The sequence below is a fragment of the Pseudomonas sp. Lz4W genome (assembly GCF_000346225.2).
GTDB lineage: Bacteria > Pseudomonadota > Gammaproteobacteria > Pseudomonadales > Pseudomonadaceae > Aquipseudomonas > Aquipseudomonas paraversuta.
On record NZ_CP017432.1, the window covers coordinates 1,035,056 to 1,061,456 of the forward strand.

Consider the following 26,401-nt stretch of genomic DNA (forward strand, 5'->3'; position numbering starts at 1 on the left):
TTTGTGTAAGCAAAGAACACAAATTGGTAGGTTCGAGTTTAACGTTTCAGCTTGATGGGGCGCTGAAAGGCCTGCTCCAGCGCCTTTTTGCCGTGCAATAGCCTAATATTCGGGCTTGGTTTACTTCGTCCGATTCCTGACTGGAGCTGTCATGACGCCTGCACTGGACCTGCTGAAAAAAGTTCGCGCCGAACACCGGGTACACAGCTACGAACACGACCCCAAGGCCGCGTCCTATGGGTTGGAGGCCGCGGAAAAGCTTGGTCTCACGCCGGCGCAGGTGTTCAAGACACTGTTGGCCAGCAGTGAAAAGGGTGAGCTGCTGGTGGCCGTTGTACCGGTCGTCGGAAGTCTCGATTTAAAAGCGCTGGCCCAGGCGGCTGCGGTCAAGAAAGTCGAAATGGCGGACCCTGCGGCAGCACAGCGTGCGACGGGGTATCTATTGGGCGGCATCAGTCCGCTGGGGCAGAAGAAACGCCTGCGCACCTTTATTGATCAAAGTGCACAGGGTTTTGCGACGATTTTTGTCAGCGCCGGTCGACGCGGACTGGAAGTGGAACTGGCGCCTGCGGTACTGGCAGAGCACACCCAGGCAATCTTTGCGCCTATGGGCCGTATCTGAGGGGGTTGCAGGAACCTGCTTGCCCCGCGAGCTCTTCGTTATTGCGTTGAAAGCTCGCTCCTGCGGGGTTTTGCAGTTCAAAAATGTGGGATCTGGTCTGGCAGCGACCGCCTAACCAGTTGTACTGAAACGTCTTACGCCAGACTCGGTGTGTTGAATTTGCGCAGCCGTGCTGCCGCTGGTCTGGAACATCACCAGATGTTCGGCTGCAACGCGAATACCGACTTCTGCTCCCGGCAAGTGATCGGCATGGCTCGGGAAAATCGACTCCAGCTGGCTGCCGGTAGGCAGTTGCAGGCGGTACAGGGTCGATGCGCCCAAAAAGGTTTTGCCGATAATTCGCGCCTTCAGCTCACTGTCCGGGGCGTAGACGATATCGTCCGGACGCAGTAGCACATCAACTGCACCTCCGGTCGGCCAGGTGTAGGCACGATTGCCTCGTAATACGCCCAGCTCGGTTTGTACCGACTCCGGGCTCAGCAACTGCCCGCGAATGAAGTAACCCTGACCTATAAAACTCGCAACAAACGGCGTCAGAGGCTCGTGGTAAAGGTTGTAGGGGGTATCCCACTGTTCAAGGCGGCCTTCCTTGAAGACGCCGACATGGTCGCTGACAGCGAAGGCTTCTTCCTGATCGTGGGTTACCAGAATTGCGCTGGTGCCACGGGCTTTCAGGATGTCGCGCACCTCATGGCTGAGCTTGCGCCGCAGTTCGCCATCGAGGTTGGAGAAGGGCTCGTCAAGCAGTAACAGCTGTGGCTCGGGGGCCAGAGCACGGGCCAGAGCGACCCGTTGCTGCTGGCCGCCGGAAAGCTCGTGGGGGAAGCGTTTGCCAAGGTTCTTGAGGTTGACCAGTTCAAGCAGCTCTTGGGTTACGCGCTCTTTGTCAGGGTGTTTGCGGATGCCGAACGCGATGTTGTCGGCCACGCTTAGATGCGGAAAAAGAGCGTAGTCCTGAAACACCATGCCGATGCGACGTTTCTCGGGTGCCAGTGTGAAACCGGCACTGGAGATGACTTCGCCGGCCAGCTGGATTTCACCCTGGTGTACGGGTTCGAAGCCGGCAATAGCGCGCAACGTAGTGGTTTTCCCGCACCCCGAGGAGCCAAGCAGGCAGCCAATGTCCCCTGCATTGAGATGCAGGTTGAGGTTTTGCACCACGCTCTGGCCCTGGTATCCACAGGCCAGGTCGCGCAGGTTGAGCAATAGCGGCTGGCTCATACGGGTTGGTACGCCGGTTGAACGAGAAATTCGAGCAGTGCTTTCTGCGCGTGCAGGCGGTTTTCGGCCTGATCCCACGCGACAGAGCGCTGGTCGTCCAGCAGGTCGAGGCTGATTTCTTCACCCCGGTGCGCAGGCAGGCAGTGCATGAACAGCACATCTTCGGCGGCAAGGTCGAGCAGGGCGCGGTTAACCTGATACGGTGCAAACAGCTTTAAACGCTTGGCCGTTTCTTCTTCCTGACCCATCGAGGTCCAGACGTCAGTACTCACCAGATGGGCGCCCGCTACAGCCTCACGGGGATCGCGGACGATGGTTACGCGATCCCCTGCCAGGGCCACGAACCCGGGGTTGGGCTCATAGCCTTCAGGGCAGGCCACACGCAGCTGGAAGTCGAACTGGATTGCCGCTTCTATATAGCTGTTGCACATGTTGTTGCCATCGCCGATCCAGGCCACGGTTTTGCCTTTGATCGAGCCGCGATGTTCCAGGTAGGTCTGCATGTCGGCCAGCAGTTGGCAGGGGTGCAGATCGTCCGAGAGGCCGTTGATGACCGGTACCCGGGAATTGGCTGCGAATTCGGTCAAGGTGCTGTGGGCAAAGGTGCGGATCATGACAGCGTCAAGCATGCGTGACATGACAATGGCGCAGTCGCCGATCGGCTCGCCACGACCCAACTGGGTATCGCGTGGGGACAGGAAGATGGCCTGACCGCCAAGTTGAATCATGCCGGCCTCAAAAGACAGTCGGGTACGGGTCGATGATTTTTCGAAAATCATTCCCAGAACGCGGTTCTTCAGGGGTTCGAAGAGTACGCCGCGCTCGCGCAGGTCCTTGAGCTCGATACCGCGACGAATCACGCTGAGTAGTTCTTCGGGCGTGCAATCCATCAGGGAGAGAAAGTGCCTTGCGCTCATCATAAACTACCTTTTTTGCAACGATCGCAGATGCTCAAAGCCGGGTTTTTCGGAAAAACGGGCGAGACCTGCGGCGAAAGCCGCACGGGGCGACGGAAATAGGGGAAGGCGCGATCTTATAAGGAAATGTCGCGTCTTGCCAATAAGGGTCGTGCGTTTAGAGGTTCGAGCGAGACTTGCGCTATATGAGCACCAGGCTTGAACCACCATTGAGTGGTTTGCCTCACCTCAGCGGCCCATTTGTACACTGCCCTCAGGCTGCTTGGCAATTGTGTGCCATGTTGGCGCTGCTCCGCAGGTGGGAATTCGGACTATTGTCTGTCGGGGAGACCGAGCGTCAGGCCCGGCTTTCCGTTACAATGCGCCACCGTGCCGACAACTGAGTCGGAAAGTTCAGCCGAGGTGCTCCATGGATATCATCGAAACTATTAAAGAACAGATTGCTAACAACACCATTCTGCTCTACATGAAAGGCTCCCCGAACGCCCCGCAGTGCGGCTTTTCGGCTAAAGCTGCGCAAGCTGTCATGGCCTGCGGTGAGAAATTCGCTTACGTGGATATCCTTCAGAATCCTGAAATTCGCGCCAACCTGCCGAAATACGCCAACTGGCCAACTTTCCCGCAGCTGTGGGTAGGTGGTGAATTGATCGGCGGTAGCGACATCATGACCGAGATGGCAGCAGACGGTTCTTTGCAGTCGACGATCAAAGCCGCTGTAGAAAAAGCCGCAGCGAGCAAGACTGAAGCGTGAAGACAATCGCCACGGTCACTTTTAGTTAAGTGACCGTGCATAAAAAGCCCCGCTCCTGATTAAACAGGGCGGGGCTTTTTTATTGAGCCGTGGCGTGTTGGTTATTCACCCATTTGCGACTGCAGGTAATTCTCAATCCCTACTTTGTCGATCAGGCCCAGCTGTGTTTCCAGCCAGTCGATATGCTCTTCTTCAGATTCAAGAATATCTTCCAGAAGTTCACGGCTGCCAAAGTCACCTACAACTTCGCAGTGTGCGATCGCGGTCTTGAGATCGGCGTGGCCGGTCCTTTCGATGCGCAGGTCGCACTCCAGCATTTCTTTTGTGTGCTCGCCGATGTGCAGCTTGCCCAGGTCTTGTACGTTTGGCAGGCCTTCAAGGAACAGGATGCGCTTGATCAGTTTGTCCGCGTGTTTCATCTCGTCGATGGACTCGTGGTACTCGTGTGCACCCAACTTCTCCAGGCCCCAATCCTGATACATGCGTGCATGCAGGAAGTATTGGTTGATAGCGACCAGTTCGTTGCCGAGAATTTTGTTGAGGTGCTGGATGACTGAAATGTCGCCTTTCATGGCTAGGGCCTGCCTTAAGTAACCGTATATAAGGCAGAGTTTGATCCGCGTACTTACGACTGTCAAACCTAAGTGTTTGAATAATAAATGAAAATTAATCGGAATAAGAATGTTTGTGTTCCGCGTCTTGGTCCTAAGCGCTTGAATTTTAGACATAAAAAAACCGGACATTAAGTCCGGCTCTTCAAAATTCTCGATTCAGGCGACTGAAAATTCCGCCGGATAACTCATCACAGACTGGCTGGCTTGCAACGAGGACAGGGTTTCACGAACCACTTGCTTGGCCAGGCAGGCACATTTGCCACATTGGCTTGCGACACCCGTCGCTTCACGCACTTCACGGTAGCTGCAGCAACCGTCGTAGATTGCGTCGCGGATTTTTCCATCGGTGACGCCAGTGCAAAGGCAAACGTACATAAATAAGAACCATCGCTGGTTGGGATTCAATGCGAAGGATCTTAATGTTAACGAGAATGATTGTCAAAGTACCTTGAGTCTCAATCAGGCCTTGGCGGTCCTGTAGTGACGAACGGTACGAGTCGAGAGTTTTTCGGGTGGTGAAAAAGGGTTAAGGCCGGTTCGGACGAGCGGTGTATGATGGACGGTCATTTTTTCCGCGAGAGCTGGTTTCAAGGCTGTTGTTTCACGATGGCAGCCTGGCCGGGTCCCGTTTTTCACGTTGCACACCAGGAGATATCCAATGAGCGTACTCGTAGGCAAACAAGCCCCTGACTTCACCGTCGCAGCCGTACTCGGCAATGGCGAAATCGTTGACAGCTTCTCGCTGTCCACTGCCATCAAAGGTAAATATGGCCTGGTGTTCTTCTACCCGCTGGACTTCACTTTCGTTTGCCCGTCCGAGCTGATTGCTCTGGATCACCGCATTCCTGAGTTCCAGGCGCGTAACGTTGAAGTGGTGGCCGTGTCCATCGACTCCCATTTCACTCACAACGCATGGCGCAACACGCCAGTGAACAATGGCGGCATCGGCCAGGTGAAATACACCATGGCAGCCGACATCAATCACGCAATCTGCAAGGCCTATGATGTTGAAACCGAAGGCGGCGTTGCTCTGCGTGGCGCATTCCTGATCGATGACAAAGGCGTTGTTCGCTCCCAGATCGTTAACGACCTGCCACTGGGCCGTAACATGGATGAGCTGCTGCGTCTGGTTGACGCTCTGCAATTCCACGAAGAGCACGGCGAAGTTTGCCCTGCCAACTGGAAGAAAGGCGACAAAGGCATGACTGCTTCGACTGCAGGCGTTGCTGCTTACCTGACCGAGAATGCTGACCAGCTGTAAGGGTCTGCTTCAGGCATAAAAAAACCGGACCCTGGGTCCGGTTTTTTTATGGGGTGAAGTAAGCCTTGACCACAGGATCAGTCGTTGAAGTCTTTCCAGCCACCCATTTGTTTCCAGCGGTTAACAATGCCGCAGAACAGCTCGGCGGTCTTTTCAGTGTCATAGCGTGCCGAGTGAGCTTCACGGCCGTCAAAGTCGATATCGGCTGTTTGACAGGCTTTGGCCAATACCGTCTGGCCGTATGCCAGGCCTGCCAGGGTGGCGGTGTCGAAGCTGGAGAACGGGTGAAACGGGTTGCGTTTCATGTCCAGACGCGCGACAGCTGCGTTGAGGAAACCCAGGTCAAAGCTGCTGTTGTGACCCACCAGAATGGCGCGTTTGCAGCCGTTGGCTTTCAGGGCTTTACGCACGCCACGGAAGATGTCGGTCAGGGCCGTTTCTTCGCTGACAGCCATGCGCAACGGGTGATCAAGCTTGATACCGGTAAATTCCAGTGCCGCAGCTTCGATGTTCGCGCCTTCAAAGGGTTCAACACGGTGGAAATAGGTGTGTTCGGGATACACAAAGCCTCTTTCATCCATGCCGATGGTGACCGCTGCAATTTCCAGCAAGGCATCAGTGGCGCTGTTGAAACCGCCGGTTTCAACATCGATTACGACCGGCAGATAGCCGCGAAAACGCTCGGCCATCGGGTGGCGTGAGCCGCCGCCATGACCGCCTTCGTGTTCGTCATCATAATGGTCGTCACTCACAGCTGTTCCTCCAGCAGGCGCCAGCGCAGTTTTTCACCGGCGCGCAGCGGAATTACGGTCAGCTCGCCGAATGGCAGACTGGTTGGGGCGGTCCACTCCTGGCGAACCAGGGTGATGTGTTCGGTACTGGTGGCCAGTCCGTAGAAACGGGGGCCGTTCAAGCTGGCAAAGGCTTCCAGTTTGTCCAGCGCGTTACGCTGTTCAAATGCTTCGGCATACATCTCGATGGCTGCGTAGGCGGTGTAGCACCCGGCACATCCGCACGCGGCTTCTTTGGCATGCTGGGCATGGGGCGCCGAGTCTGTGCCCAGGAAGAACTTCTCGCTGCCGCTCGTGGCCGCATCCAGCAGGGCTTCCTGATGGGTGTTGCGCTTGAGGATCGGCAGGCAATAGAAGTGCGGGCGAATGCCGCCAACCAGCATGTGGTTGCGGTTGTAAAGCAGGTGGTGAGCCGTAATGGTTGCGCCTACGTTAGCCGAAGCTTCATTGACGAACTGCACTGCATCTGCGGTGGTGATGTGCTCGAACACGACTTTGAGGGTCGGAAAGCGATCAACAACGCGGCGCATATGCTCGTCGATAAAGATTTTTTCGCGGTCAAACACGTCGACGTTGGCGCGGGTAACTTCGCCGTGTATCAGCAAGGGCATGCCGACTTCGGCCATGACTTCAAGGACCGGGAAGATCGCATCGATGCTGGTCACGCCAGAATCGGAGTTGGTCGTGGCGCCAGCCGGATACAGCTTGGCGGCGTGCACGAAGCCACAGGCCTTGGCCGTGCGGATGTCTTCAGGCTGGGTACGGTCAGTGAGGTAAAGCACCATCAGCGGCTCGAAACGGCTACCAGCCGGGCGAGCAGCCAAAATGCGCTGGCGGTAGGCATCTGCTTCGGCGGCATTACGCACCGGAGGTACCAGGTTTGGCATGATGATGGCGCGGCCAAAAGTGCGCGCCACATCTGCGACAGTGTGGGGCAACACAGCACCATCGCGAAGATGTATATGCCAGTCGTCGGGACGCAGCAGGGTCAGGCGGTCAGACATTGGGAATTCCAGGCGGGTCAAACTGATGCGAATGCTACCGGAAAAGACTCTCTCAGGCACTCGCTATCAAGTTTTGTCGCGGCTAACCGATATACGAAGGGTCTGCGGTAAACCGACGGACTGTTTTTTTGCAGTACAAGGCTGTGGAGGCTGCGGTGCGCCAGTGTTATTTCATTCTGCTCGGCATGTTTGCCAGCCTGCCAGCCATGGCCCTGACTTTTCAGACTCGACTGGAGAATATTGAGTGGAAGGTCGAGGGCGACAAATTTGAATGCCGGCTGATCCAGCCGATTACCGATTTCGGTTCGGGAGCCTTCGTGCGCCGGGCTGGTGAGCAGGCCGTATTTCGCCTCAATGCCTACAACTCAATGCTGGGTGAAGGTTCTGCAACCTTGCTGGCAGCCGCTGCGCCTTGGCAGCCGGGTCGGGGTGACATTGATCTGGGGCCGGTGCGCATCGGGCGCGGCCACGTACTTTTCAACAGTTCGCAGGCCCAGGCAGGGCGCTTGTTTCGTGGCCTGCTGGAAGGCCGTAGCCCCCTGGTGAGGCATTACTCGCCTGCGGGCGGTTTGTCGGAGGTTCGTTTATTGCCGGTCAAGTTTCGTCAGGCCTACGGCGATTATGAGGCCTGTACTACAAAGCTGTTGGCCAAAAACTTCGAGCAGGTGCGCCAAAGCCAGATCGGATTTCCAGACGGTGGCATCGAGCTGGACATCAAGGCCCGGACCAATTTGCAAGTCATGCTCGACTACTTAAAGGCAGACCCTACGGTCAATCACCTCATCCTTGACGGCTATTCAGACAATAGCGGCAATCGTTTGACCAATCGTGAGTTGTCGCGGCGCCGGGCCCTGGCGGTGATGAACTATTTCAAGGAAAACGGCATGCAAGAATCGCAGATGACGTTGCGCTTCCATGGCGAACAATACCCCTTGGTGCCTAATACCAGTGCCAGCAACCGCGCTAAAAACCGTCGTGTCAGCGTGCGCATGGAGCGTGTGCCCGAGCCCGGAAAAGCCGCCCCGTCAGCCAGTGTGGCGAGTTTGGGTACGCCGTCCTGAGTAGCGACGACTGGTCGCCTTGTTGAAACTTACTGTCGCTTTGTCGTCTTAACGTGTCGCGCCTCTGTAATTTCTCGCACTTGAGCGGTAGACTGTTCGGCTTTTCGAACAACCCGTGGAGTGATGGCATGGCGGACGTAAACAAGGTCGTTCTGGCTTATTCGGGCGGCCTGGACACTTCGGTGATCCTCAAGTGGCTGCAGGATACTTATAACTGTGAAGTCGTAACCTTCACCGCTGACCTGGGTCAGGGGGAAGAGGTCGAGCCTGCACGCGCCAAGGCGCAAGCCATGGGCGTCAAGGAAATCTATATTGATGACCTGCGCGAAGAGTTTGTTCGAGACTTCGTGTTCCCTATGTTCCGCGCCAACACCGTTTACGAAGGCGAGTACCTGCTGGGTACTTCCATCGCACGTCCGCTGATTGCCAAGCGCCTGATCGAAATCGCCAACGAAACCGGTGCAGATGCCATCTCCCATGGCGCGACAGGCAAGGGTAACGATCAGGTTCGTTTCGAACTGGGTGCCTACGCACTGAAGCCTGGTGTGAAGGTAATTGCGCCATGGCGTGAGTGGGATCTGCTCTCCCGTGAAAAGCTGATGGATTATGCTGAAAAGCACTCGATCCCGATCGAACGTCACGGCAAGAAAAAATCGCCGTACTCGATGGACGCCAACTTGCTGCACATCTCTTACGAGGGCGGCGTGCTGGAAGACACCTGGACCGAGCACGAAGAAGACATGTGGCGTTGGACCGTCTCCCCGGAGAAAGCGCCTGACACCCCGCAGTACCTGGAACTGACCTACCGCAACGGTGATATCGTCGCGCTGGACGGCGTTGAAATGACCCCGGCTACAGTCCTGGCGACCTTGAACCGTATCGGCGGCGAGCACGGCATTGGCCGTCTCGACATCGTTGAAAACCGTTATGTCGGCATGAAGTCCCGTGGCTGCTACGAAACTCCGGGCGGCACCATTATGCTGCGCGCTCACCGTGCCATTGAGTCGATTACTCTGGATCGTGAAGTTGCACACCTGAAAGACGAGTTGATGCCCAAGTACGCCAGCCTGATCTACACCGGCTACTGGTGGAGCCCTGAGCGCATCATGCTGCAACAAATGATTGATGCTTCCCAGGCTCACGTTAACGGTGTAGTTCGCCTCAAGCTGTACAAAGGCAACGTGATCGTTACCGGTCGCAAATCTGATGAATCGTTGTTTGATGCAAATATTGCAACATTCGAAGAAGACGGCGGCGCTTACAACCAGGCTGATGCCGCTGGATTCATCAAGTTGAACGCCTTGCGCATGCGTATTGCTGCGAATAAAGGCCGTAAACTGTTCTGATATATGCACACATGAAAAAACCCGGCCTTCAGGCCGGGTTTTTTTTGCTCTGCCTGAAGTGTCGTTGTCAACATTAGAGGTATACACACACATGTCTTTGCGGGTAAAAAACTTGCGGCATAGTTTGAATTAATCAGAAACAGATTAATGTTTTCTGATGTTATATTTTGATACGGATCAATTTGAAAAATTCAATGCCAGGGCTATTGTCGGCATGATCATGGGCTTGATTTCGGGTTGGCGCAGCGTGCGCACTTCAAGTCGCCAGGTGAATCTGATGGAACTTACTACAGTTTGTAGTAATGCCTGTGAGTCGCAATGAAGATTGAATATACAATCTGAGGTCTTTCTTGTGCGGCACACAGTGCCCACAGGTTTTGCGAGAGGGAGTAATAATCGTTTAGTGTTGTTTTTTAGGATAAATCTTTATTTCTTGTAGGATTTTTCTTTGAATGTTGGTACCTGGCAAGGAGGTATGCCCAGGCTGTTATGACTAGGTTATTGTATTGGCTCTAAAATTTAGAACGGCGAAAAATGGAATTGTCCCATGAATAAAGTAATGATCGTGGATGATCACCCGGTAGTTCGTCTTGCTGTGCGCGTGCTCATGGAGCGACATGGATACGAAGTCATAGCAGAGACGGACAATGGTGTGGATGCTTTGCAACTTGCTCGCGAGCACACACCCGATATTGTGATTCTGGATATCGGAATCCCCCGGCTTGACGGCCTTGAAGTTATAGCTCGCTTGTCAACAACTGTAATGCCTATAAAGATATTGGTGTTGACCTCGCAAGTGCCCGGTCATTTTTCCATGCGTTGCATGCAGGCGGGGGCCGCGGGTTACGTTTGCAAGCAGCAAGGTTTGACTGAGCTGTTGAGTGCGATCAAGGCAGTGCTTTCAGGGTATAGCTATTTTCCGAGCCAGGCCTTGCACTCCACGCGTTCCAATTTTGGTAGTACCAGTGAAACAGATATGATCAATCGTCTGTCGGGGCGGGAAATGATGGTGCTGCAACAACTGGCAAGGGGTAAGAGCAACAAGGAAATAGCCGACAGCATATTTTTGAGTAACAAGACCGTGAGTACTTACAAAACGCGTCTTCTATTGAAACTCAATGCCCGCTCGCTGGTTGATCTTATTGAATTGGCGCAGCGTAATGGTCTGGAATGAATAGGATGTGAGCCGTTGCTCTTCGACAGCTCCTGAAAACAAAAAGCCTCCGTTAATGGAGGCTTTTGATCTCGCGAGCTAAAAGTCAAAGATCGTAAGGATAATCTTCCAGCTCTTTTTTCAGGCGCTTTTCAGCTAAAAGCGCATCAATCGTCCGGCGTTTGGCCAAATTGGTTTTAGCTACCTCAACCACAGGTTCCACTATCTCTTCCGGATCTGAGACAGGAAAATCTTCTTCCACTTCCAGTTGTTCTTTGCCAGTGCTCATTCAGTTCACTCCAGGCTAAGACATTCAATGGCGCCCCTTATAGCGATAATCGCTGCGCGGGTAAAAAAGATTTTCTCAATCGATCAGCACATAAACGCTCTATCGCTCAATCGTCAGAGGTCTTTTGCTTGAATTCACACAGGTCTTCTATGCGGCAGCTCCCGCAGCGCGGCTTGCGCGCCTGGCAAACGTAACGACCATGCAGGATGAGCCAGTGGTGGGCGTCGAGCAGATAAGGCTTGGGTACGAATTTCATTAATTGCTTTTCAACCTCGACCACATTTTTGCCTGGTGCAATACCGGTTCGGTTACTGACCCTGAAAATATGGGTATCTACGGCCATGGTCAGCTGTCTGAAGGCGGTGTTAAGCACGACGTTTGCTGTTTTACGACCTACACCGGGAAGCGCTTCAAGCTCCTCGCGGGTTTGTGGAACCTGGCCGGCATGCCGTTCAATCAGTAAACGACAGGTTTCGATAACGTTCTTGGCCTTGCTGTTATACAGGCCGATGGTTTTGATGTACTGCGACAGCCCTTCCACTCCCAGAGCGTAGATGGCTTCTGGGGTATTTGCGACTGGAAACAATTTGGCCATTGCCTTGTTCACGCTTACGTCGGTGGCTTGCGCAGACAAGATAACGGCAATCAATAATTCGAAGGGAGACGTGTAGGCCAGTTCGGTTTTGGGCTCGGGATTGTCTTCGTGAAACCGGCGAAATATTTCAAGGCGCTTTGCGGCGTTCATGGGTAAACACAATTCCTGGAGAGCGGTCAGTTATTTCATGGCTAAATTCCATCAGGCTTTGGGTGACTCCAAAGCGCTGATTGCCAATTCTGCCTGTGTAACCGCGTCATTCAAAAGCGCCAGTTGCGCACTGGGCTGTTCTTGGGTGGTGGCTTTTTTAAGTTCTGCCCGGCGCATGGCGAGCTGGATTTTTGCACGTTTAAGTTCCGCGTTGTTTATGGCCGGTGCGCTAATTGAGGCTTCAGGGGCAGGTTCAAATTGCGCCAGTGCCTGTTCGGCGGCCTCAAATTGTTGTTGCAGGAGCACCAGCTGGGATTGCTGTTGCGCAGTAGGAGGATGACCAAAGGCTTTAAGCGATTTGTTTAACTGTGCGCGTGCCATTGCCAGTGTGACCTTGGCTTTTTTCAGCGCCATTTCGTCGGCACTGGAAGACCCGGTTGTCGGCTCTTTGAGTTGCCCGGTGCCGTCGACGGCTGACGAACGCTGGGCGCGTGCCAGGCGTTCTGCCTGTTTGTGTTGCTCCTCACGGAGCAGGCGTTCGGTACGTCGCTCAAAGCGGCTGCGTGCGTGATCGCGCTTTTGGTGACGAGCCTTGTACTGTTCGGGCTCGTGGGCAAGTCCGGCAACAATCGGGATTACATTGGCCGGCAGAGGGCGCATCTCTATGCAATCGACAGGGCAGGGCGCAACACAGAGGTCGCAACCGGTGCATTCATCAATGATTACAGTGTGCATGAGCTTGGCTGCGCCGAGGATCGCGTCGACAGGGCAGGCCTGGATGCACTTGGTACAGCCAATACACTCAGCTTCGCGAATGTAGGCTACCTGTGCCGGCGCGGTACCACGCCCGGTGTCCAGGGCCACCACGGGAATGGCAAGCAAATCAGCCAGTGCGGCGATGGTCTCGGTCCCGCCGGGCGGGCATTTATTGATGGGCTCGCCCTGGGCAATACCTTGCGCATAGGGTTTGCAGCCGGGGTGGCCGCATTTTCCGCACTGGGTTTGCGGCAATAAGGCATCAATACGTTGAATCAGGCTCATGGTGTGATCAGTCCAGCGACGGCGGGCCGCACCCGGGCGACACTCATCATGCGCAGTGAATAAGAGGGTGTGAGGCGGTTAAACGAGCGGCGCTGATTATCCGGCAAGACAAGAAGGGCGGCTAGGGATCACATCCGCTAACGGCTAGTTGGCCGTTAGCGGATGGGGAGGACATGTTACTTGATGCGCTGGCCTGGCTTGGCGCCGCTGTCCGGGCTAAGCAGGTAAATTTCTTCACCGCCGGGGCCGGCAGCCATCACCATGCCTTCAGACATCCCGAAGCGCATTTTTCGCGGTTTCAGGTTGGCAATCATCATGGTCAGGCGACCTTCAAGTTCAGCTGGGTTCGGATAAGCGCTTTTGATCCCCGAGAACACATTGCGTTGTTCGTCGCCGATATCCAGGGTCAGGCGCAGCAGTTTGTCTGCGCCTTCAACCGCTTCGGCCTTGAGGATCAGGGCTACCCGCAGATCCACCGCGGCAAAAGCATCGAAGTCGATCTCGGCTGCAAGCGGTTCTTTTACCAGTTCGCCGTTGCCTTGAGGAGCGGCTGTGCCGGTATCTGTCTGGCTGGCAACCAGGTCTTCTTTAGATGCATCACTCATGGCTTGTACTTTTACCGGATCGATGCGCGTCATCAGCGGTTTGAACGCATTGAGCTGATGGTTGGCCAGCAGGGTGCTGTGATCTGCCCAGGTCAGTGGCGCAACGTTCAGAAAGGCTTCGGCGTCAGCGGCAAGCACTGGCAGAACCGGTTTGAGGAAGATCACCAGTTGACGGAACAGGTTGATGCCCAATGCGCAGACCGCTTGAACTTCGTCCTGCTTGCCCTCCTGTTTGGCCATTGCCCATGGCGCTTTCTCGGCAATCCAGGCGTTGGCCCGATCGGCCAGGCCCATGATTTCACGCATGGCACGAGCGAAGTCGCGGGCTTCATAAGCCTCGGCGATGCTCGGTGCCGCAGTCAGGAACGCATCGGTGAGCTCGGGAGCCGCATTGCCTTCGACCATTACCCCGGCGTTACCCTTGTGAATGAAGCCTGCGCAACGGCTGGCAATGTTCACAACTTTACCCACCAGATCCGAGTTGACCTTCTGTACGAAGTCTTCCAGGTTCAGGTCAAGGTCATCGACGCCACGGCCCAGTTTGGATGCGTAGTAGTAGCGCAGGTATTCCGGCGACAGGTGATCAAGGTAAGTACGGGCCTTGATGAAGGTGCCGCGGGATTTGGACATTTTCTGACCGTTGACGGTCAGGTAGCCATGGACGTTGATCGCTGTCGGCTTGCGATAGCCAGCGCCTTCGAGCATGGCAGGCCAGAACAGGGCGTGGAAATTCACGATGTCCTTGCCGATGAAATGATAAAGCTCGGTGGTGGAGTCCTTGGCCCAGTACGCATCGAAGTCCAGTTCCGGACGGCGAGCACACAGGTTCTTGAAGCTGGCCATGTAGCCGATTGGCGCATCCAGCCAGACATAGAAGTACTTGCCCGGCTCGTCCGGAATCTCGAACCCGAAGTAGGGCGCATCACGGGAAATGTCCCACTGCTGCAGTCCTGCATCCAGCCATTCGGCGATTTTGTTTGCGACTGCATCTTGCAGTGCGCCGCTTCGGGTCCAGCTTTTGAGCATGGCGTCGAAGTCTGGCAGCTTGAAGAAGAAGTGCTGGGAGTCCTTGAGTACCGGGGTTGCCCCCGAGATCGCTGACTTTGGATTTTTCAGGTCGGTTGGTGCATAGGTCGCACCACATTTTTCGCAGTTGTCGCCGTACTGATCATCCGTGCCGCATTTAGGGCAAGTGCCCTTGATGAAGCGGTCGGCCAGGAACATTTTCTTTTCCGGGTCGAAATACTGGGTGATCGAGCGGGTGGCGATATGCCCTGCTTCGCGCAACTTGATGTAAATCGCACTCGACAGCTCACGGTTCTCTTCGGAGTGGGTCGAATGGAAGTTATCGAAATCGACGAGGAACTCGGAAAAATCGGCGCTGTGTTCAGCCTGGACGTTGGCGATCAGTTGTTCTGGCGTGATGCCTTCTTTCTCGGCGCGCAACATGATTGCCGAGCCGTGGGCGTCGTCTGCGCAGACGTAAGTGCATTGATTGCCGCGATGCTTCTGGAAGCGCACCCACATATCGGTCTGGATGTACTCAAGCATATGGCCAAGGTGAATTGAACCATTGGCATAGGGCAGGGCGCTGGTGACGAGGATCTTGCGTGGCTCGGACATGGGGCTCGGCTACTTGATGAGACGGTGGTCGGCCACTATAAAGCGCCGGGCAATTTATTTCACCCCGTCGACGTGTATCTGATCGTTTACGGTGTTTTTGTAGGTACGATAGCGGGCTGTATTACTCAGTCTTTTTCGGGAGTTGCCCATGAGCGCAGTCAATCGCGCAGCGGTGGAGGCCGTCCTTCGCCAATACACCGACCCTTATTTGAATCAGGATCCGGTCAGTGCCGGGTGCGTACGTAACATTGAAGTCCAGGGTGAGCACGTCAGCGTTCGGCTGGAGCTGGGTTATGCCGCCGGTCTGTTCAAGAGTGGCTGGGGGCAAATGTTGCAAATGGCTATCAGCAACATGGACGGGGTGTCCTCGGCCAAGGTTGAGGTCAGCTGCGTGATTGCTGCGCATAAGGCCCAGGCTCAGATCCCGGGCCTGGCCAATGTGAAAAACATTGTGGCCGTGGCTTCCGGGAAAGGTGGTGTAGGCAAGTCGACTACCGCTGCCAACCTAGCGCTGGCGCTGGCGCGTGAAGGCGCGCGGGTGGGGATTCTGGATGCGGATATCTATGGTCCGAGCCAGGGGGTGATGTTTGGTATTGCTGAAGGCACCCGTCCGAAAATTCGTGATCAGAAGTGGTTTGTGCCGATTGAGGCCCATGGTGTCGAAGTGATGTCGATGGCGTTTCTGACCGACGACAACACGCCAATGGTATGGCGCGGTCCGATGGTGTCGGGCGCATTACTGCAATTGGTTACGCAAACGGCATGGAATGATCTGGATTATCTGGTCATCGATATGCCGCCCGGCACGGGTGATATTCAGCTGACCCTGGCGCAAAAAGTCCCGGTGACCGGGTCGGTGATAGTGACGACCCCGCAGGATCTGGCGTTGCTGGATGCGCGTAAAGGTGTCGAGATGTTCCGCAAGGTGAATATCCCGGTACTGGGTGTTGTGGAAAACATGGCGGTGCACATTTGCTCGAACTGCGGTCATGCCGAGCATCTGTTCGGCGAAGGCGGTGGCGAGAAGCTGGCCACTCAGTACGGCGTTGAAGTGCTTGCGTCACTGCCGCTGTCGATGGCGATTCGTGAGCAGGCCGATAATGGCAAGCCAACTGCGATTGAAGATCCGGACAGCCCTGTTGCGTTGATCTATCAGGAACTGGCCCGGCATGTCGGGGCGCGCATAGTTATGTCTGAGGCTGCCTCGCAGGCCATGCCTACAATCACCAGCAGCGACGACTGACGGTTGGCAGCAGGGGGTGCAGTTTGGCGCAAGCGCTGAGTAACTGTGGGAGCTGGCTCGCCAGCGATTACATCTACATGGTCTGAAGTCGAACCGCATCCCCTGCATCGCTGGCAAGCCAGGGGATTACAAAGGGTTGCCGGGTGCATTTATTGCGGGCATAAAAAAACCCCGCTTTTAAGGGCGGGGTTTTTTACTGGATCAGTACAAGTTAGATAACTTGAACTTCCTCAGCTTGCATGCCTTTCTGACCGCGGGTAGCGATGAAAGAAACCTGTTGGCCTTCTTTCAGGCTTTTGAAGCCGTCGGATTGGATTGCTTTGAAGTGAACAAACAGGTCGTCACCGGATTGTGGAGTGATGAAGCCGAAGCCTTTTTCATCGTTGAACCACTTAACGGTACCAGTTTGGCGATTAGACATGGTGTAACTCCTTGAACAAAGAAAACTGCGACGCAGGAAAAGCCCTGGCCGAGACTGAGTGCAAAGAGCAGGAAAAATTCTTGGAGATGGTTGGATCGAAATTCAACATATCGTGTAGAGATTCTCAGTGACACAAGCAGCACAGTGGCGCCACCTTAACCCTTTTTGCCGAACGTGCAAAGGGTCTTTGCAAAGGTTTCTCTAAAAACGTGACTGGCGGTTGTCCGTGCAGCCTGTATTCAGGGGTTGTGCAGCTATTTTCGATATTTTTGTCCCAGACTTTTGAACCGGGCCTTGGGGGGCGGTAAGATGCCCGACAGAATTTTTCTACCTCGCTATTCAGGACTCCCGCCATGAGCATCAAACCAGACAAGTGGATTCGCCGCATGGCGCAAGAACACGGCATGATCGAACCTTTCGTCGAGCGTCAGGTGCGTGGCGAAGGCGAAAACCGCCTGATTTCCTACGGTGTGTCGAGCTACGGCTACGACGTTCGTTGCGCAAACGAATTCAAGGTGTTCACCAACATCAATTCGGCCACCGTTGATCCAAAGAACTTCGATGAAGGCAGCTTTGTCGATGTCACCAGCGATGTGTGCATCATTCCGCCGAACTCCTTTGCCCTTGCCCGTACGGTTGAATACTTCCGTATCCCGCGCAACGTGCTGACCATCTGCCTGGGTAAAAGCACCTACGCCCGTTGCGGGATCATCGTTAACGTGACGCCGCTTGAGCCGGAGTGGGAAGGCCACGTCACGCTGGAGTTCTCCAACACCACCACGCTGCCCGCCAAAATCTACGCCAACGAAGGCGTGGCGCAGATGCTGTTCTTCGAGTCGGATGAAGAGTGTGAAGTGTCGTACAAGGACCGTGGCGGCAAATATCAGGGTCAGCGCGGCGTAACCTTGCCCCGCACCTGACGAGCTGAGGGAATTCCTGGGCGAATTGATACTCTATTGAGTGTATTTCCGGTCACGCACCCAGCGGGCCGGTTTATCGCTCAGGAGTTGCCCTATGAAGATCGATCCGAGTATCCGCGCCCAGCTGGCCAGTCTTGAGCCTAACCAGGTGGGCTTGCTGGCCTGGTCGCTGCTGGCTCAGCCCCAGGTGCAGGCAGGTGGCATTCCCGGTCAGCCTGACCCTGATACCCCGCTACCGACCGAGCCGGGCGTACCTACCATTCCGGATGAGCCTCCACCCGCGCCAGTAGCCTGATCGCGCGCAGGTTACCTTGCGCCCCCGCTAGCCCTTTGCCGTGCAATGGCCAGGCGCAGAGCCTGGCTGGCAGGGCATGAATGCCAATCAAGGGATGGCCTATTTCAGATTTCCGCTGAGGAACTGACGCAAGCGCTCGCTTTTGGGATTATCCAGCACCTCCTGTGGTGTGCCCTGTTCTTCCACCAGGCCTTGATGCAAGAACATCACCTGGCTCGCCACTTTGCGTGCGAAGTTCATCTCGTGGGTCACCATGATCATGGTGCGGCCTTCCTCGGCCAGGCCCTGAATCACCCGCAAGACTTCCCCAACCAGCTCAGGATCCAGCGCCGAAGTGGGTTCGTCGAACAGCATGACTTCCGGTTCCATCGCCAGTGCCCGGGCAATAGCCACGCGCTGTTGCTGGCCGCCGGACAGAAATGCAGGGTATTGATCGGCAACACGGGCAGGCAGGCCGACCTTGTCCAGATAGCGGTGAGCCCGCTCTTCAGCGTCTTTTTTGCTGACCCCCAGCACCCGGCGCGGTGCGAGGGTGATGTTTTCCAGCACCGTCATGTGGCTCCACAGGTTGAAGTGCTGAAACACCATGGCCAGGCGGGTGCGCAAGCGTTGCAGCTGGTCATCATCGGCCACTCGCATACCTTGTTTGTCGCTGACCATACGAATCAACTGACCATCAAGGGTCATGGTTCCGTCGTTGGGGGTTTCAAGAAAGTTGATACAGCGCAAAAAGGTGCTTTTGCCGGAGCCGCTGGCCCCGATCAGGCAGATGACATCCCCGGTTTTGGCCTTGAGTGACACGCCCTTGAGCACTTCGTTGGTGCCATATTTTTTATGCAGGCCTTCGACGGTAAGTTTGAACATGCTGACCTCAAGGGGAAAGAAGATAGCCGCTGCGATAGGCTTGCTGCCCGGCAACATGGGCGATGACCATCCCGGCGGTGGCCATGCGCCGCAATGAGCGGGCATAGAGCAGGCCTGCAGTGGTGCAATAAACCGGGGTCAGCCGGTCGCTGACAGGGTCAATGACCTCGGCAATCAATTGGCCCGCCTGCAGGTAATCTCCGGGGCTGGCACAAAACACCAGAATTCCCCCGGCCGGCGTCATGACGGGTTCGACACCTGCCAGCGGGGTCGCGGGGTAGAGCAGCGGGGGAAGCACTCCGGTGGTTCCCTCGATGGCGCCAAACCCGATCAGATAATCGAGCAGGGCCTGGCAGTCCTGCTCGGCCAGGGCATGGCTGACATCGCCCTGGCCGCGCAATTCGACGGTGACGGAAACACTGCCCTGTGGCATGGCGAAGTCATGTCCAAAGCGTTGTTGTAACTGCCACCACAGCAGCGTGAAACACTCATCGAATGACAAACCGCCGGAATCGGTCGCCAGCAGGCTGGCCTGGGCGCCGAGATAGCGTGCCAGCGGCTCGACCTGTGGCCAGGCCTCGGGCGTGGTGTACAGGTGCGCCACGGCCTCGAAATCACAGTGCAGGTCCAGCACCAGATCGGCGTCGCAGGCCAGTGTCTGGAGGGTCAGCCGTTGCGACTGCAGTTGCGTTGTCGCGGTTTGTGACCCCAGGGCTTCGCGCAGGTGACGACGGATCAGTTGCCGGTTGTACAAGGGGTCCTGGTTTAACAAACCCTCAAGTTCATCACCGATCTGTGTACTTAGATCCAGAAAGTTGCGATTGAAATTTTGCCCGCTTTCCAGTTCATACCGGCCCAGCGGGATGTCCATCAAGACTTGCTCCAGTCCCGCCGGATTGGCCACTGGCACCAGCACGATTTCGCTGCGCAACCGGCCAGCACTTTCCAGGGCCGCCAGATGTTGCTTCAGGTGCCAGGCCACCAGCATGCCGGGCAACTCGTCGGCATGCAGCGAGGCCTGAATGTAGACCTTGCCCTGTGGCTTCGAGGGGCCGTAGTGGAAGCTGTGAATATGCCGTTCGGTGCCCGGGACGGGGGCCAGCAAGGGATGGGTTTGATGTCGCTGCATGGAAAAATCCTAGTGTGCAGGGCCGAGAAAGGCTAACCAGCGGCGCTCCGCCAGGCGGAATAAACCGACCAACAAAAAGGTAACGCACAAGTAGATGATGGCCGCGATCCCGAAGGACTGGAACGTCAGAAAGGTCGCCGAGTTTGCGTCCCGCGCAACTTTCAGTACATCGGGGATAGTTGCGGTAAAGGCCACGGTGGTCGAGTGCAACATCAGAATCACCTCATTGCTGTAATACGGCAATGAGCGGCGCAAGGCCGAAGGCAGAATGATGTAGGCATAGAGTTTCCAGCCGTCAAGACCATAGGCCTTGGCCGCTTCCACTTCGCCATGGGCCATGCTGCGAATGGAACCGGCAAAGATTTCCGTGGTGTAGGCACAGGTATTGAGGGCAAACGCCAGAATCGTGCAGTTCATGGCGTCCCGAAAGAATGCATTGAGTTCGGGCTGAGCACGGACTGCCTCGATGCTGTAGATCCCGGTGTAACAAATAAGCAACTGGATATACAGCGGGGTGCCACGAAACAGCCAGGTGTAGAACTGCACCGGCCAGCGCACCCAGCGTCTGGATGAAACCCGTGCCACGGACAGCGGAATAGACAGTACAAAGCCAATCACCAGGGATGCGCTCAGTAGCCACAATGTCATCGCCAGGCCGGTGATGTGGTAGCCGTCGCTGTAGAGGAACGGTCGCCAGTACTCTTGTAGTAACTCAATCATCGCACTGCCTCTCGGGCGCCCGCGCCGTAGTGGCGTTCAAGGCGGCGTAAAACAAAGTTCGAGGCGCTGGTGATCGCCAGATAAATAAGTGCGGCGATGACCAGAAACAGAAACAACTGGTAGGTACTTTTGCCCGCATCCTGAGCCGCCTTGACCAGGTCGGCCAGCCCGATGATCGACACCAGCGCAGTGGCCTTGAGCATCACCATCCAGTTGTTGCCAATGCCCGGAAGGGCGAAGCGCATCATCTGCGGGAAAACCACAAATCGGAACCGCTGGCCGCGTTTGAGGCCATAGGCGGTAGCTGCTTCGATCTGGCCGCGGGGGACGGAGAGGATCGCGCCGCGAAAGGTTTCTGTGAAATAAGCGCCGTAGATAAAACCCAGGGTTATGACACCAGCACTGAACGGATTGATTTCGATGTATTCCCAGTCCATCGCATCCGTAAAGTTGGTGAGCCAGGTTTGCAGGCTGTAAAAAATCAGCAGCATCAGTACCAGGTCAGGTACCCCGCGAATCAGGGTGGTGTAGAGCTGGGCAGGCACACGCAGCAGCCTGTGGCTGGAGAGTTTGGCGCTGGCGCCGAGCAGTCCGAGCAGTACGCTCACTGCCAGTGACAGCACTGCCAATTTGAGAGTCATCCACGTGCCTTGCAGCAGCAGCGGACCGAAACCCTGCAGGCTGAAATTCGCAAGCCCAAGGTTCTGTAAAAGGTTTTCAAACATCTGAATTGAACCTATGGCAGTCAAAAAAGCGCCCACCCAAGTGTGGGCGCCAGGGCGTTATTTGCCGCTGTACAGATTCAAATCGCCAAAGTGTTTTTTCTGGATCGTGGCGTAGCTGCCATCGTCGTGTAACGCTTTGATACCTTTGTTCAAAAGGTCTTGTAGATCTTTGTTACCTTTTTTCAGGCCGATCGCAGTTTTGGCCGGTAGCAACTCGCTGTCCACGGGCTTGCTGACTTCGTAATCAGCGCCTTGCGGGGTTTTCAAAAAGCCCAGTTCGGCTTGCAGCATGTCCTGGATCGATGCATCCAGACGGCCTGAAGTCAGGTCGGCATACACTTGATCCTGGTTGGCATAGGCCTGAGTGGTAACCCCGGCCTTGTCCAGCACTGCCTTGGCATAGGCCTCCTGGATGGTGCCTTGCTCATAACCGACCTTTTTGCCCTTCAGCGATTCAGGTGTGGCGTCCAGCCCCGCGCCCTTTTTGAACACCAGCGCGGTTGGGCCGGAGAACAGTTCGTTAGAGAAATCGATGACCTTTTCCCGGGCCGGGGTCACGGTCATGGACGAGATCACACCATCGAATTTGTTGGCTTTAAGCCCGGGAATGGTGCCGTCGAAATCGGTTTCGACCCATTTGCATTTCACTTTCAGCTCGGCGCAGATGGCATTCCCCAGATCGATATCGAAGCCCACCAGGCTGCCATCGGCGGCCTTGGATTCAAACGGTGCATATGACGGATCGACCCCGAAACGCAGCTCTTTATAGTCTTTGGCCAATGCGGTGCCTGCTGCCATGGATAAAGTCAGTGCAGAGAGGACCAGAAATGCTTTTTTCATTATTCAATCCCTAAAACCAATGGGCGCTTGTGGCGCGTGATGACTGCTACTGGAGTGCTACGTCAGGTCAGAAGTAGCAAGTTCCGAACCACAGTGGGACAGGGGGTGGATTTAAGGGTGAGGCAGGCCAGTCAAGCGACGGCCAGTGCCCGAAAAAAGCGCGTGATAAAACGTGCGCACACAAACAGTGCGCGGCCAGTTTTATCTGTGGGAGTTGGCAGGTTTGCTCCCACAGACCGGATTGTGCGGTGGCACTCAGTCTGTGGGAGCCGGCAATGGCATTAACCGCTTACAGCGTTTTATTTGCCGGGAACCAGGGTCAAGCGGGTCTTGCCGTACACCTTGTCGAAGTTCTGCGGTTGCATCGGGAAGCTGATGTACTGGCCCTTGAGCCAGGGATCGATGCCATCGGTGTAATATGGACTGGCGGGGTTGCTGGACTGTCCGGTGCTGTTTTGGCCCATCATCGGTTCAATCTGACCGAAGTCGACGATCATGCGCATGGCCGGGATCAGCGTGGTCTCGAAGCTGCTACCGCCAACGTTGTAAGCCGCGATATTCAGGGTGCTCTGGTCGCCGCCAGCCGCAACGGGGCCACGCACAGTCTGGCCATCGGCATTGCGCCACAGGTAGTAATGCAATTTTCCCCACTGCCAGGCCTTGTGATCAGCGCCCATCAAGCTGTCGCCGGCGTTGATGGCGGCTGCCAGGCTGCGGGCCAGAATGGTTGGTTTATCTTCTTTTTGCGGGGTGCGAATGTCGTCCCAGAACGGGCTGTCCTCGCGCCCAAGCAAGTGATCGGCCTGTGCCGAGTACGACAGCCCGCCGTTGGCGATAAAGGCCTTCCAGCTGGCACTGGTTTCTGGCCCGAGCTCATCCAGGAAGATCTGCCTGGTGCTTTCTTGCAAGAACAGCTCGTACAGCGCGGCATCCGCCGAGGCCGGGCCGAGTTTGCCGTCAAACGCCATTAACCGGCCAAGGGCCTCGCGGGCCTTGCCCTGATCAGCCGCAGGCAAGGCGGCGATCGCCTGCTTCAGCGGCTGCGCCATGCCGGGAGCAGTAAACATGGTTTTTAATTTGGCAGCGAACAGGGTGGTCTGGTCGTACTGCATCGCGATCATGCTGCGAGCGTCCTGTTTGCCACTGCCGGCCAGCTGCGCAAGGCGCTCGCTGCGCTCCGGGGATAACCACGAGTTGGACAGCTGCATGCCGTAGCCATAGGCAGCGGTGCGCTGGTTGGCCGTCCCCAGCCAGCCTTGTGCCGGGTCCTGATCGTAGGGATGCAGCATCGGATCGGCGTAGCCGTCCCAGTCGTAGCGGCCGTCCCAGCCCGGCGAGGGGAACAGGCCAAGGCCTTCACGGCGGTTGGGGTACAGCCCGGTCACTTGCCAGCCAATGTGGTTCGCGTCTGCGTACAACAAATTCAGCGCCACAGCGCGGATCTCGCGGCTGGCATCAGAGGCTTTCTCACTGTCCTGGGCGCGGGACAGGTCGAAAAAGGCATCAAGGGTTTTGTCGCCCTTCAAGTCGGGGGTTTGTAACGCTAGGCCCAGGCTGGCGTTTAAATCGGCCGCAGTGCTCCAGGAACTGTTGAGCAACGGTCCGTGGCGCGTTTCGTAAATGGTTTGACGAATCGGGCGCTGACCTTTGACGAAAAAGGTCTCGTTACGCACGGTTGCGGGCAGCCATTTGCCGTCAGCCAGGTAATACAGGCTGTTGCCCTGATGCTTGAGTTTTTCCAGGAATACATCCTGGTTATCACCCATGGCCATGCTCATGCCCCAGGCTACCTTGCCGTTGAACCCGGAAAACAGGGTTGGCAAGCCGGCGATGGAAGCACCTGCGGCCTGATATTTAGGTGCGCGTATTTGCACATAGCTCCAGGCCGAAGGCACACCGATGGGCTGGTGGATGTCGTTGGCCAGCAGGCTTTTGCCGCTGCGGCTGCGCTGCGGGCCAATCGCCCAGTCGCTCGACGCCGTGACTCCGGGCAGACTCAAGCGAGTGACTTGTTCAAGGGCCTGGGTCACAGCGCTTAATCCAGGCAACTGGCTGCCCGGGATCAATCCTTTGAGTTTGTCTGCTTCGCCTGTGGCCAGGGCTTCATTGGGGTAGGTCGGCGTCAGCCAGGGCAGCTTGGCGGTACCGGCTTTTTGCGCCAGGACCAACGAATTGAGCTCTTCCTGCAAATTGACCGACATGGAGAAGTTCAGCAGGCTGAAAATCAGCGCTGAATCTTCAGGCTTCCAGTACTCGATTTTATAGCCGGCTTGCGCCAGATCGGCCGGGAGCTTGTCGCGATAACGGAACAGGTAGGCGTTGACCCCGCGGGCGTACACCTCAAAGAATTTCTTTAGCCGTGGCGAAGCGCTTTTATAGAGCTCGCCAGCGTTCTTTTTCAGGTTAACGCTGCGCATCAACCGGTCGCTGTCCAGTGCATCGACGCCGTTCAACTCAGCCAGCCGGCCCTGGGCCAGCAAGCGTAAACGGACCATCTGGCTGATGCGGTCGCTGGCGTGCACGTAACCAAGGGTGAACAGGGCGTCATGAAAGCTGCTGCTTTCGATCAGCGGCATGCCCTGACTGTTACGGCGTACAGACACATTCTGCGCCAGGCCTTTAAGCGGCTGTACACCGGAGGTCGGGACCAGGCTTTCTGAGGAGTGGTTGTTTATCTGGCAACCAGTCAGGCCCAGCAGGCCGACCACTGCCGCGGCAACGCCGAACCGGGGTAAGAAATGTGTAAGGGCTGGCGAGGCCATGGCAAAGCTCCTGCGGGGGGAATGTCATCGAAAGGCGCTACGTTAGTGAGGCCGATGACGCCGCGCAAGCGCTATCTCAAAGGGTTCCAGAGGGGCTGTGTTCAGTGCGCCCGGCCAGTTTTACCTGCGGATGAAAGTTTTGCCGGGACAGGGCAACTTTGCAGGGCCACAAACAAACACGCCGCACGTGCCCAAGGCAGGTGCGGCGTGTACAAGCTGCCTGGAAACTATCAGGCGCCGTGGCACTTCTTGAATTTTTTGCTGCTGCCGCATGGGCACGGATCGTTGCGGCCAACGTCTTTCAGTTCGTTGCGCACGGGCTCTTGGGGCGCGTGGCCGCAATGAGGGCCATGTACGTGACCGTGGTCGTGGTGGTCATGGGCGTGATCATGCTGCTCATGATCGTGGTTGCAGTCCGGGCCATGAACGTGGGGTTGTTGGGTCATTACTCAATCACTCTGGAATAAAATCGGCAGGGATTATCTCGCCTTTGCGGGTCAGGTGCACGTCGTTACCGTAGAAAAGGCCGGTCTCCAATGTGCCATCCAGCCGATAGGGGATGGGTTGGTCAGGAGATTCAAGCAATTTGATCAGCGGGCGCACCTGCGGCCACAGGTTGGTGCGCACCGGCACCACGAGCACGGCGTGGCTTTTTGCCTCGACGCTGAACCACTGGCTGTACTCCCCCTCGGCCAGTTTTATGGCGTCCAGCTGAATCCTGTAGGTCAGGCCGCGTACGGTCAGCGTCGAGTCGTTGGGGTTGTCGATCCGAAAGTACAGTTTGAAGCGCTGCTCCAGCATTTTGGCCTTGACCAGCTCTACGCGCATCAGATGTACGTCCGGGTCTTTTTCACCCGAGTCAAACCAGGAGGCGCAACCCGACAGCGCCAGAATCATCATCAGGGCAATTGTTCTTGTTATTCGAGCCCGAGAATCCATTCCTTAATTCCTCTTTTGTCTCAGTTGCCCAGATAGCTGGCGCAGCACTTTTTGAACTTGAAGCCGCTGGCGCAAGGGCAGGCATCATTTCGCCCGACCTTAAGCGGCACTGTGGGATCAATGAAGTACCAGCGTCCAGCACTTTGTACAAATGATGACTGCTCGCGATGACTATGTTCGCCGTTGGCATCGTGCCAGCGTGCGGTAAAGGTCACAAAGGCATGTTCGGGTTGACCGCCGAAAACTTCGCTGCTTTCAACTTCCAGTCCCAGCCAGGTGCTTTGCGCGCTCCAGTCGCCAATGGACTGACAATCGAGGCCGGCCTGCTGTATTGGCAGCGTGGTACTGACCAGATAATCAATCAAGCCCAGGACATAGGCGCTGTAACGCGAACGCATCAGCGTTTCTGCGCTTGGGGCCGGGTGTCCGGCGTGATAGTGCCCGCAGCAGGCGTCGAGCAAGTTGCCGCTGCCACAAGGGCAAATGGATGTACTCATCG

28 protein-coding genes and 1 pseudogene are annotated in these 26,401 nt (G+C 56.1%); 9 read left to right on the plus strand and 20 right to left on the minus strand.

Features of this window, described 5'->3' with window-relative positions:
* The first annotated feature begins 151 nt into the window (after positions 1-151).
* On the plus strand, positions 152-622 hold the full coding sequence (gene ybaK, locus B195_RS04965) for a Cys-tRNA(Pro) deacylase (protein ID WP_003443187.1): 471 nt from the start codon (positions 152-154) through the stop codon (positions 620-622).
* Positions 623-733: 111 nt separating this feature from the next.
* On the opposite strand, the gene B195_RS04970 is transcribed toward ybaK, so the two are convergent.
* Both B195_RS04970 and argF read right to left on the minus strand, forming a co-directional pair.
* The gene (locus B195_RS04970; RefSeq protein WP_003443186.1) at positions 734-1,843 is read right to left on the minus strand and encodes an ABC transporter ATP-binding protein; all 1,110 of its coding nucleotides are present in this window, start codon (positions 1,841-1,843) and stop codon (positions 734-736) included.
* Positions 1,840-2,760, minus strand: coding sequence for an ornithine carbamoyltransferase (gene argF, locus B195_RS04975; RefSeq protein WP_003443185.1), 921 nt, complete (start codon positions 2,758-2,760; stop codon positions 1,840-1,842). Before argF ends, B195_RS04970 begins: the two co-directional genes overlap by 4 nt.
* 409 nt (positions 2,761-3,169) lie before the next feature.
* On the opposite strand from argF, the gene grxD reads away from it, so the two are divergent.
* Complete coding sequence (grxD, locus tag B195_RS04980; protein ID WP_003443184.1) at positions 3,170-3,511, plus strand: Grx4 family monothiol glutaredoxin; 342 nt, start codon at positions 3,170-3,172, stop codon at positions 3,509-3,511.
* A gap of 101 nt (positions 3,512-3,612) precedes the next feature.
* On the opposite strand, the gene bfr is transcribed toward grxD, so the two are convergent.
* Positions 3,613-4,083: a bacterioferritin gene (bfr, locus tag B195_RS04985; protein ID WP_003443183.1), complete on the minus strand. Its 471-nt coding sequence runs from the start codon at positions 4,081-4,083 to the stop codon at positions 3,613-3,615.
* A gap of 198 nt (positions 4,084-4,281) precedes the next feature.
* On the minus strand, positions 4,282-4,500 hold the full coding sequence (locus tag B195_RS04990) for a bacterioferritin-associated ferredoxin (RefSeq protein WP_003443182.1): 219 nt from the start codon (positions 4,498-4,500) through the stop codon (positions 4,282-4,284).
* Between the two features lie 283 nt (positions 4,501-4,783).
* Here B195_RS04990 and B195_RS04995 point away from each other — a divergent pair, with 283 nt between their 5' ends.
* Positions 4,784-5,386: a peroxiredoxin gene (locus B195_RS04995; RefSeq protein ID WP_003443181.1), complete on the plus strand. Its 603-nt coding sequence runs from the start codon at positions 4,784-4,786 to the stop codon at positions 5,384-5,386.
* Between the two features lie 77 nt (positions 5,387-5,463).
* Here B195_RS04995 and rnt read toward each other — a convergent pair whose 3' ends face one another.
* Complete coding sequence (gene rnt, locus B195_RS05000; protein ID WP_003443180.1) at positions 5,464-6,138, minus strand: ribonuclease T; 675 nt, start codon at positions 6,136-6,138, stop codon at positions 5,464-5,466.
* Positions 6,135-7,181: a dihydroorotase gene (pyrC, locus tag B195_RS05005; protein WP_003443179.1), complete on the minus strand. Its 1,047-nt coding sequence runs from the start codon at positions 7,179-7,181 to the stop codon at positions 6,135-6,137. The genes rnt and pyrC overlap by 4 nt, the downstream gene beginning before the upstream one ends.
* Positions 7,182-7,336: 155 nt before the next feature.
* Between pyrC and B195_RS05010 the strand changes: the two genes are divergently transcribed.
* The 3 genes from B195_RS05010 to B195_RS05020 all read left to right on the plus strand — a co-directional run bounded on the left by B195_RS05010 (position 7,337) and on the right by B195_RS05020 (position 10,762).
* Complete coding sequence (locus tag B195_RS05010; protein WP_037001597.1) at positions 7,337-8,242, plus strand: OmpA family protein; 906 nt, start codon at positions 7,337-7,339, stop codon at positions 8,240-8,242.
* A 128-nt stretch (positions 8,243-8,370) separates the two neighbouring features.
* Positions 8,371-9,588 (plus strand): argininosuccinate synthase, encoded by a 1,218-nt coding sequence (locus tag B195_RS05015; RefSeq protein ID WP_003443176.1) that lies wholly within the window; start codon positions 8,371-8,373, stop codon positions 9,586-9,588.
* 547 nt (positions 9,589-10,135) lie between these two features.
* The gene (locus tag B195_RS05020; RefSeq protein WP_003443174.1) at positions 10,136-10,762 is read left to right on the plus strand and encodes a response regulator transcription factor; all 627 of its coding nucleotides are present in this window, start codon (positions 10,136-10,138) and stop codon (positions 10,760-10,762) included.
* 85 nt (positions 10,763-10,847) lie between these two features.
* Here the strand turns inward: B195_RS05020 and B195_RS05025 are convergent, their stop codons facing one another.
* From B195_RS05025 to metG, 4 genes and pseudogenes are all read right to left on the minus strand, one after another.
* The gene (locus B195_RS05025; protein WP_003443171.1) at positions 10,848-11,030 is read right to left on the minus strand and encodes a PA3496 family putative envelope integrity protein; all 183 of its coding nucleotides are present in this window, start codon (positions 11,028-11,030) and stop codon (positions 10,848-10,850) included.
* Positions 11,031-11,136: 106 nt separating this feature from the next.
* A complete protein-coding gene (nth, locus tag B195_RS05030; RefSeq protein ID WP_003443169.1) occupies positions 11,137-11,775 on the minus strand; it encodes an endonuclease III in 639 nt (212 codons plus the stop codon).
* 51 nt (positions 11,776-11,826) lie between these two features.
* A pseudogene (gene rsxB, locus B195_RS05035) lies at positions 11,827-12,837 on the minus strand (electron transport complex subunit RsxB); the annotation flags it as partial.
* Between the two features lie 155 nt (positions 12,838-12,992).
* On the minus strand, positions 12,993-15,044 hold the full coding sequence (metG, locus tag B195_RS05040) for a methionine--tRNA ligase (RefSeq protein ID WP_003443166.1): 2,052 nt from the start codon (positions 15,042-15,044) through the stop codon (positions 12,993-12,995).
* 148 nt (positions 15,045-15,192) lie between these two features.
* Between metG and apbC the strand changes: the two genes are divergently transcribed.
* Positions 15,193-16,287, plus strand: coding sequence for an iron-sulfur cluster carrier protein ApbC (apbC, locus tag B195_RS05045; RefSeq protein WP_003443165.1), 1,095 nt, complete (start codon positions 15,193-15,195; stop codon positions 16,285-16,287).
* A gap of 211 nt (positions 16,288-16,498) precedes the next feature.
* Here the strand turns inward: apbC and B195_RS05050 are convergent, their stop codons facing one another.
* On the minus strand, positions 16,499-16,708 hold the full coding sequence (locus B195_RS05050; protein WP_002554837.1) for a cold-shock protein: 210 nt from the start codon (positions 16,706-16,708) through the stop codon (positions 16,499-16,501).
* 353 nt (positions 16,709-17,061) lie between these two features.
* On the opposite strand from B195_RS05050, the gene dcd reads away from it, so the two are divergent.
* Both dcd and B195_RS05060 read left to right on the plus strand, forming a co-directional pair.
* Positions 17,062-17,628: a dCTP deaminase gene (dcd, locus tag B195_RS05055; RefSeq protein WP_003443164.1), complete on the plus strand. Its 567-nt coding sequence runs from the start codon at positions 17,062-17,064 to the stop codon at positions 17,626-17,628.
* A 94-nt stretch (positions 17,629-17,722) separates the two neighbouring features.
* Complete coding sequence (locus B195_RS05060; protein WP_003443163.1) at positions 17,723-17,923, plus strand: hypothetical protein; 201 nt, start codon at positions 17,723-17,725, stop codon at positions 17,921-17,923.
* A gap of 99 nt (positions 17,924-18,022) precedes the next feature.
* On the opposite strand, the gene B195_RS05065 is transcribed toward B195_RS05060, so the two are convergent.
* From B195_RS05065 to B195_RS05105, 9 genes are all read right to left on the minus strand, one after another.
* A complete protein-coding gene (locus B195_RS05065) occupies positions 18,023-18,787 on the minus strand; it encodes an ABC transporter ATP-binding protein (RefSeq protein ID WP_003443162.1) in 765 nt (254 codons plus the stop codon).
* A gap of 7 nt (positions 18,788-18,794) precedes the next feature.
* Complete coding sequence (locus tag B195_RS05070; protein ID WP_003443161.1) at positions 18,795-19,916, minus strand: succinylglutamate desuccinylase/aspartoacylase family protein; 1,122 nt, start codon at positions 19,914-19,916, stop codon at positions 18,795-18,797.
* Between the two features lie 9 nt (positions 19,917-19,925).
* Complete coding sequence (locus tag B195_RS05075) at positions 19,926-20,636, minus strand: ABC transporter permease (protein ID WP_003443160.1); 711 nt, start codon at positions 20,634-20,636, stop codon at positions 19,926-19,928.
* On the minus strand, positions 20,633-21,361 hold the full coding sequence (locus B195_RS05080; RefSeq protein ID WP_003443159.1) for an ABC transporter permease: 729 nt from the start codon (positions 21,359-21,361) through the stop codon (positions 20,633-20,635). Before B195_RS05080 ends, B195_RS05075 begins: the two co-directional genes overlap by 4 nt.
* 57 nt (positions 21,362-21,418) lie before the next feature.
* Positions 21,419-22,201 carry a transporter substrate-binding domain-containing protein gene (locus B195_RS05085; protein ID WP_003443157.1) on the minus strand — a complete coding sequence of 261 codons (783 nt, stop codon included), beginning with the start codon at positions 22,199-22,201 and terminating at the stop codon, positions 21,419-21,421.
* A 299-nt stretch (positions 22,202-22,500) separates the two neighbouring features.
* Positions 22,501-24,963: a penicillin acylase family protein gene (locus tag B195_RS05090; RefSeq protein WP_003443156.1), complete on the minus strand. Its 2,463-nt coding sequence runs from the start codon at positions 24,961-24,963 to the stop codon at positions 22,501-22,503.
* A 230-nt stretch (positions 24,964-25,193) separates the two neighbouring features.
* Complete coding sequence (locus tag B195_RS05095) at positions 25,194-25,409, minus strand: SEC-C metal-binding domain-containing protein (protein ID WP_003443155.1); 216 nt, start codon at positions 25,407-25,409, stop codon at positions 25,194-25,196.
* Positions 25,410-25,416: 7 nt separating this feature from the next.
* A complete protein-coding gene (locus B195_RS05100; RefSeq protein ID WP_029612260.1) occupies positions 25,417-25,902 on the minus strand; it encodes an LEA type 2 family protein in 486 nt (161 codons plus the stop codon).
* Positions 25,903-25,922: 20 nt separating this feature from the next.
* Complete coding sequence (locus B195_RS05105; RefSeq protein WP_003443153.1) at positions 25,923-26,399, minus strand: YchJ family protein; 477 nt, start codon at positions 26,397-26,399, stop codon at positions 25,923-25,925.
* Positions 26,400-26,401 lie beyond the last annotated feature (2 nt).

What these genes read in the sequence shown, in the direction of transcription:
- ybaK (WP_003443187.1), top strand. Translation starts at nt 152, where the DNA reads ATGACGCCTGCACTGGACCTGCTGAAAAAAGTTCGCGCCGAACACCGG.
- B195_RS04970 (WP_003443186.1), bottom strand. Translation starts at nt 1,843, where the DNA reads ATGAGCCAGCCGCTATTGCTCAACCTGCGCGACCTGGCCTGTGGATAC.
- argF (WP_003443185.1), bottom strand. Translation starts at nt 2,760, where the DNA reads ATGAGCGCAAGGCACTTTCTCTCCCTGATGGATTGCACGCCCGAAGAA.
- grxD (WP_003443184.1), top strand. Translation starts at nt 3,170, where the DNA reads ATGGATATCATCGAAACTATTAAAGAACAGATTGCTAACAACACCATT.
- bfr (WP_003443183.1), bottom strand. Translation starts at nt 4,083, where the DNA reads ATGAAAGGCGACATTTCAGTCATCCAGCACCTCAACAAAATTCTCGGC.
- B195_RS04990 (WP_003443182.1), bottom strand. Translation starts at nt 4,500, where the DNA reads ATGTACGTTTGCCTTTGCACTGGCGTCACCGATGGAAAAATCCGCGAC.
- B195_RS04995 (WP_003443181.1), top strand. Translation starts at nt 4,784, where the DNA reads ATGAGCGTACTCGTAGGCAAACAAGCCCCTGACTTCACCGTCGCAGCC.
- pyrC (WP_003443179.1), bottom strand. Translation starts at nt 7,181, where the DNA reads ATGTCTGACCGCCTGACCCTGCTGCGTCCCGACGACTGGCATATACAT.
- B195_RS05015 (WP_003443176.1), top strand. Translation starts at nt 8,371, where the DNA reads ATGGCGGACGTAAACAAGGTCGTTCTGGCTTATTCGGGCGGCCTGGAC.
- B195_RS05020 (WP_003443174.1), top strand. Translation starts at nt 10,136, where the DNA reads ATGAATAAAGTAATGATCGTGGATGATCACCCGGTAGTTCGTCTTGCT.
- B195_RS05025 (WP_003443171.1), bottom strand. Translation starts at nt 11,030, where the DNA reads ATGAGCACTGGCAAAGAACAACTGGAAGTGGAAGAAGATTTTCCTGTC.
- nth (WP_003443169.1), bottom strand. Translation starts at nt 11,775, where the DNA reads ATGAACGCCGCAAAGCGCCTTGAAATATTTCGCCGGTTTCACGAAGAC.
- metG (WP_003443166.1), bottom strand. Translation starts at nt 15,044, where the DNA reads ATGTCCGAGCCACGCAAGATCCTCGTCACCAGCGCCCTGCCCTATGCC.
- apbC (WP_003443165.1), top strand. Translation starts at nt 15,193, where the DNA reads ATGAGCGCAGTCAATCGCGCAGCGGTGGAGGCCGTCCTTCGCCAATAC.
- B195_RS05050 (WP_002554837.1), bottom strand. Translation starts at nt 16,708, where the DNA reads ATGTCTAATCGCCAAACTGGTACCGTTAAGTGGTTCAACGATGAAAAA.
- dcd (WP_003443164.1), top strand. Translation starts at nt 17,062, where the DNA reads ATGAGCATCAAACCAGACAAGTGGATTCGCCGCATGGCGCAAGAACAC.
- B195_RS05060 (WP_003443163.1), top strand. Translation starts at nt 17,723, where the DNA reads ATGAAGATCGATCCGAGTATCCGCGCCCAGCTGGCCAGTCTTGAGCCT.
- B195_RS05065 (WP_003443162.1), bottom strand. Translation starts at nt 18,787, where the DNA reads ATGTTCAAACTTACCGTCGAAGGCCTGCATAAAAAATATGGCACCAAC.
- B195_RS05070 (WP_003443161.1), bottom strand. Translation starts at nt 19,916, where the DNA reads ATGCAGCGACATCAAACCCATCCCTTGCTGGCCCCCGTCCCGGGCACC.
- B195_RS05075 (WP_003443160.1), bottom strand. Translation starts at nt 20,636, where the DNA reads ATGATTGAGTTACTACAAGAGTACTGGCGACCGTTCCTCTACAGCGAC.
- B195_RS05080 (WP_003443159.1), bottom strand. Translation starts at nt 21,361, where the DNA reads ATGTTTGAAAACCTTTTACAGAACCTTGGGCTTGCGAATTTCAGCCTG.
- B195_RS05085 (WP_003443157.1), bottom strand. Translation starts at nt 22,201, where the DNA reads ATGAAAAAAGCATTTCTGGTCCTCTCTGCACTGACTTTATCCATGGCA.
- B195_RS05090 (WP_003443156.1), bottom strand. Translation starts at nt 24,963, where the DNA reads ATGGCCTCGCCAGCCCTTACACATTTCTTACCCCGGTTCGGCGTTGCC.
- B195_RS05095 (WP_003443155.1), bottom strand. Translation starts at nt 25,409, where the DNA reads ATGACCCAACAACCCCACGTTCATGGCCCGGACTGCAACCACGATCAT.
- B195_RS05100 (WP_029612260.1), bottom strand. Translation starts at nt 25,902, where the DNA reads ATGGATTCTCGGGCTCGAATAACAAGAACAATTGCCCTGATGATGATT.
- B195_RS05105 (WP_003443153.1), bottom strand. Translation starts at nt 26,399, where the DNA reads ATGAGTACATCCATTTGCCCTTGTGGCAGCGGCAACTTGCTCGACGCC.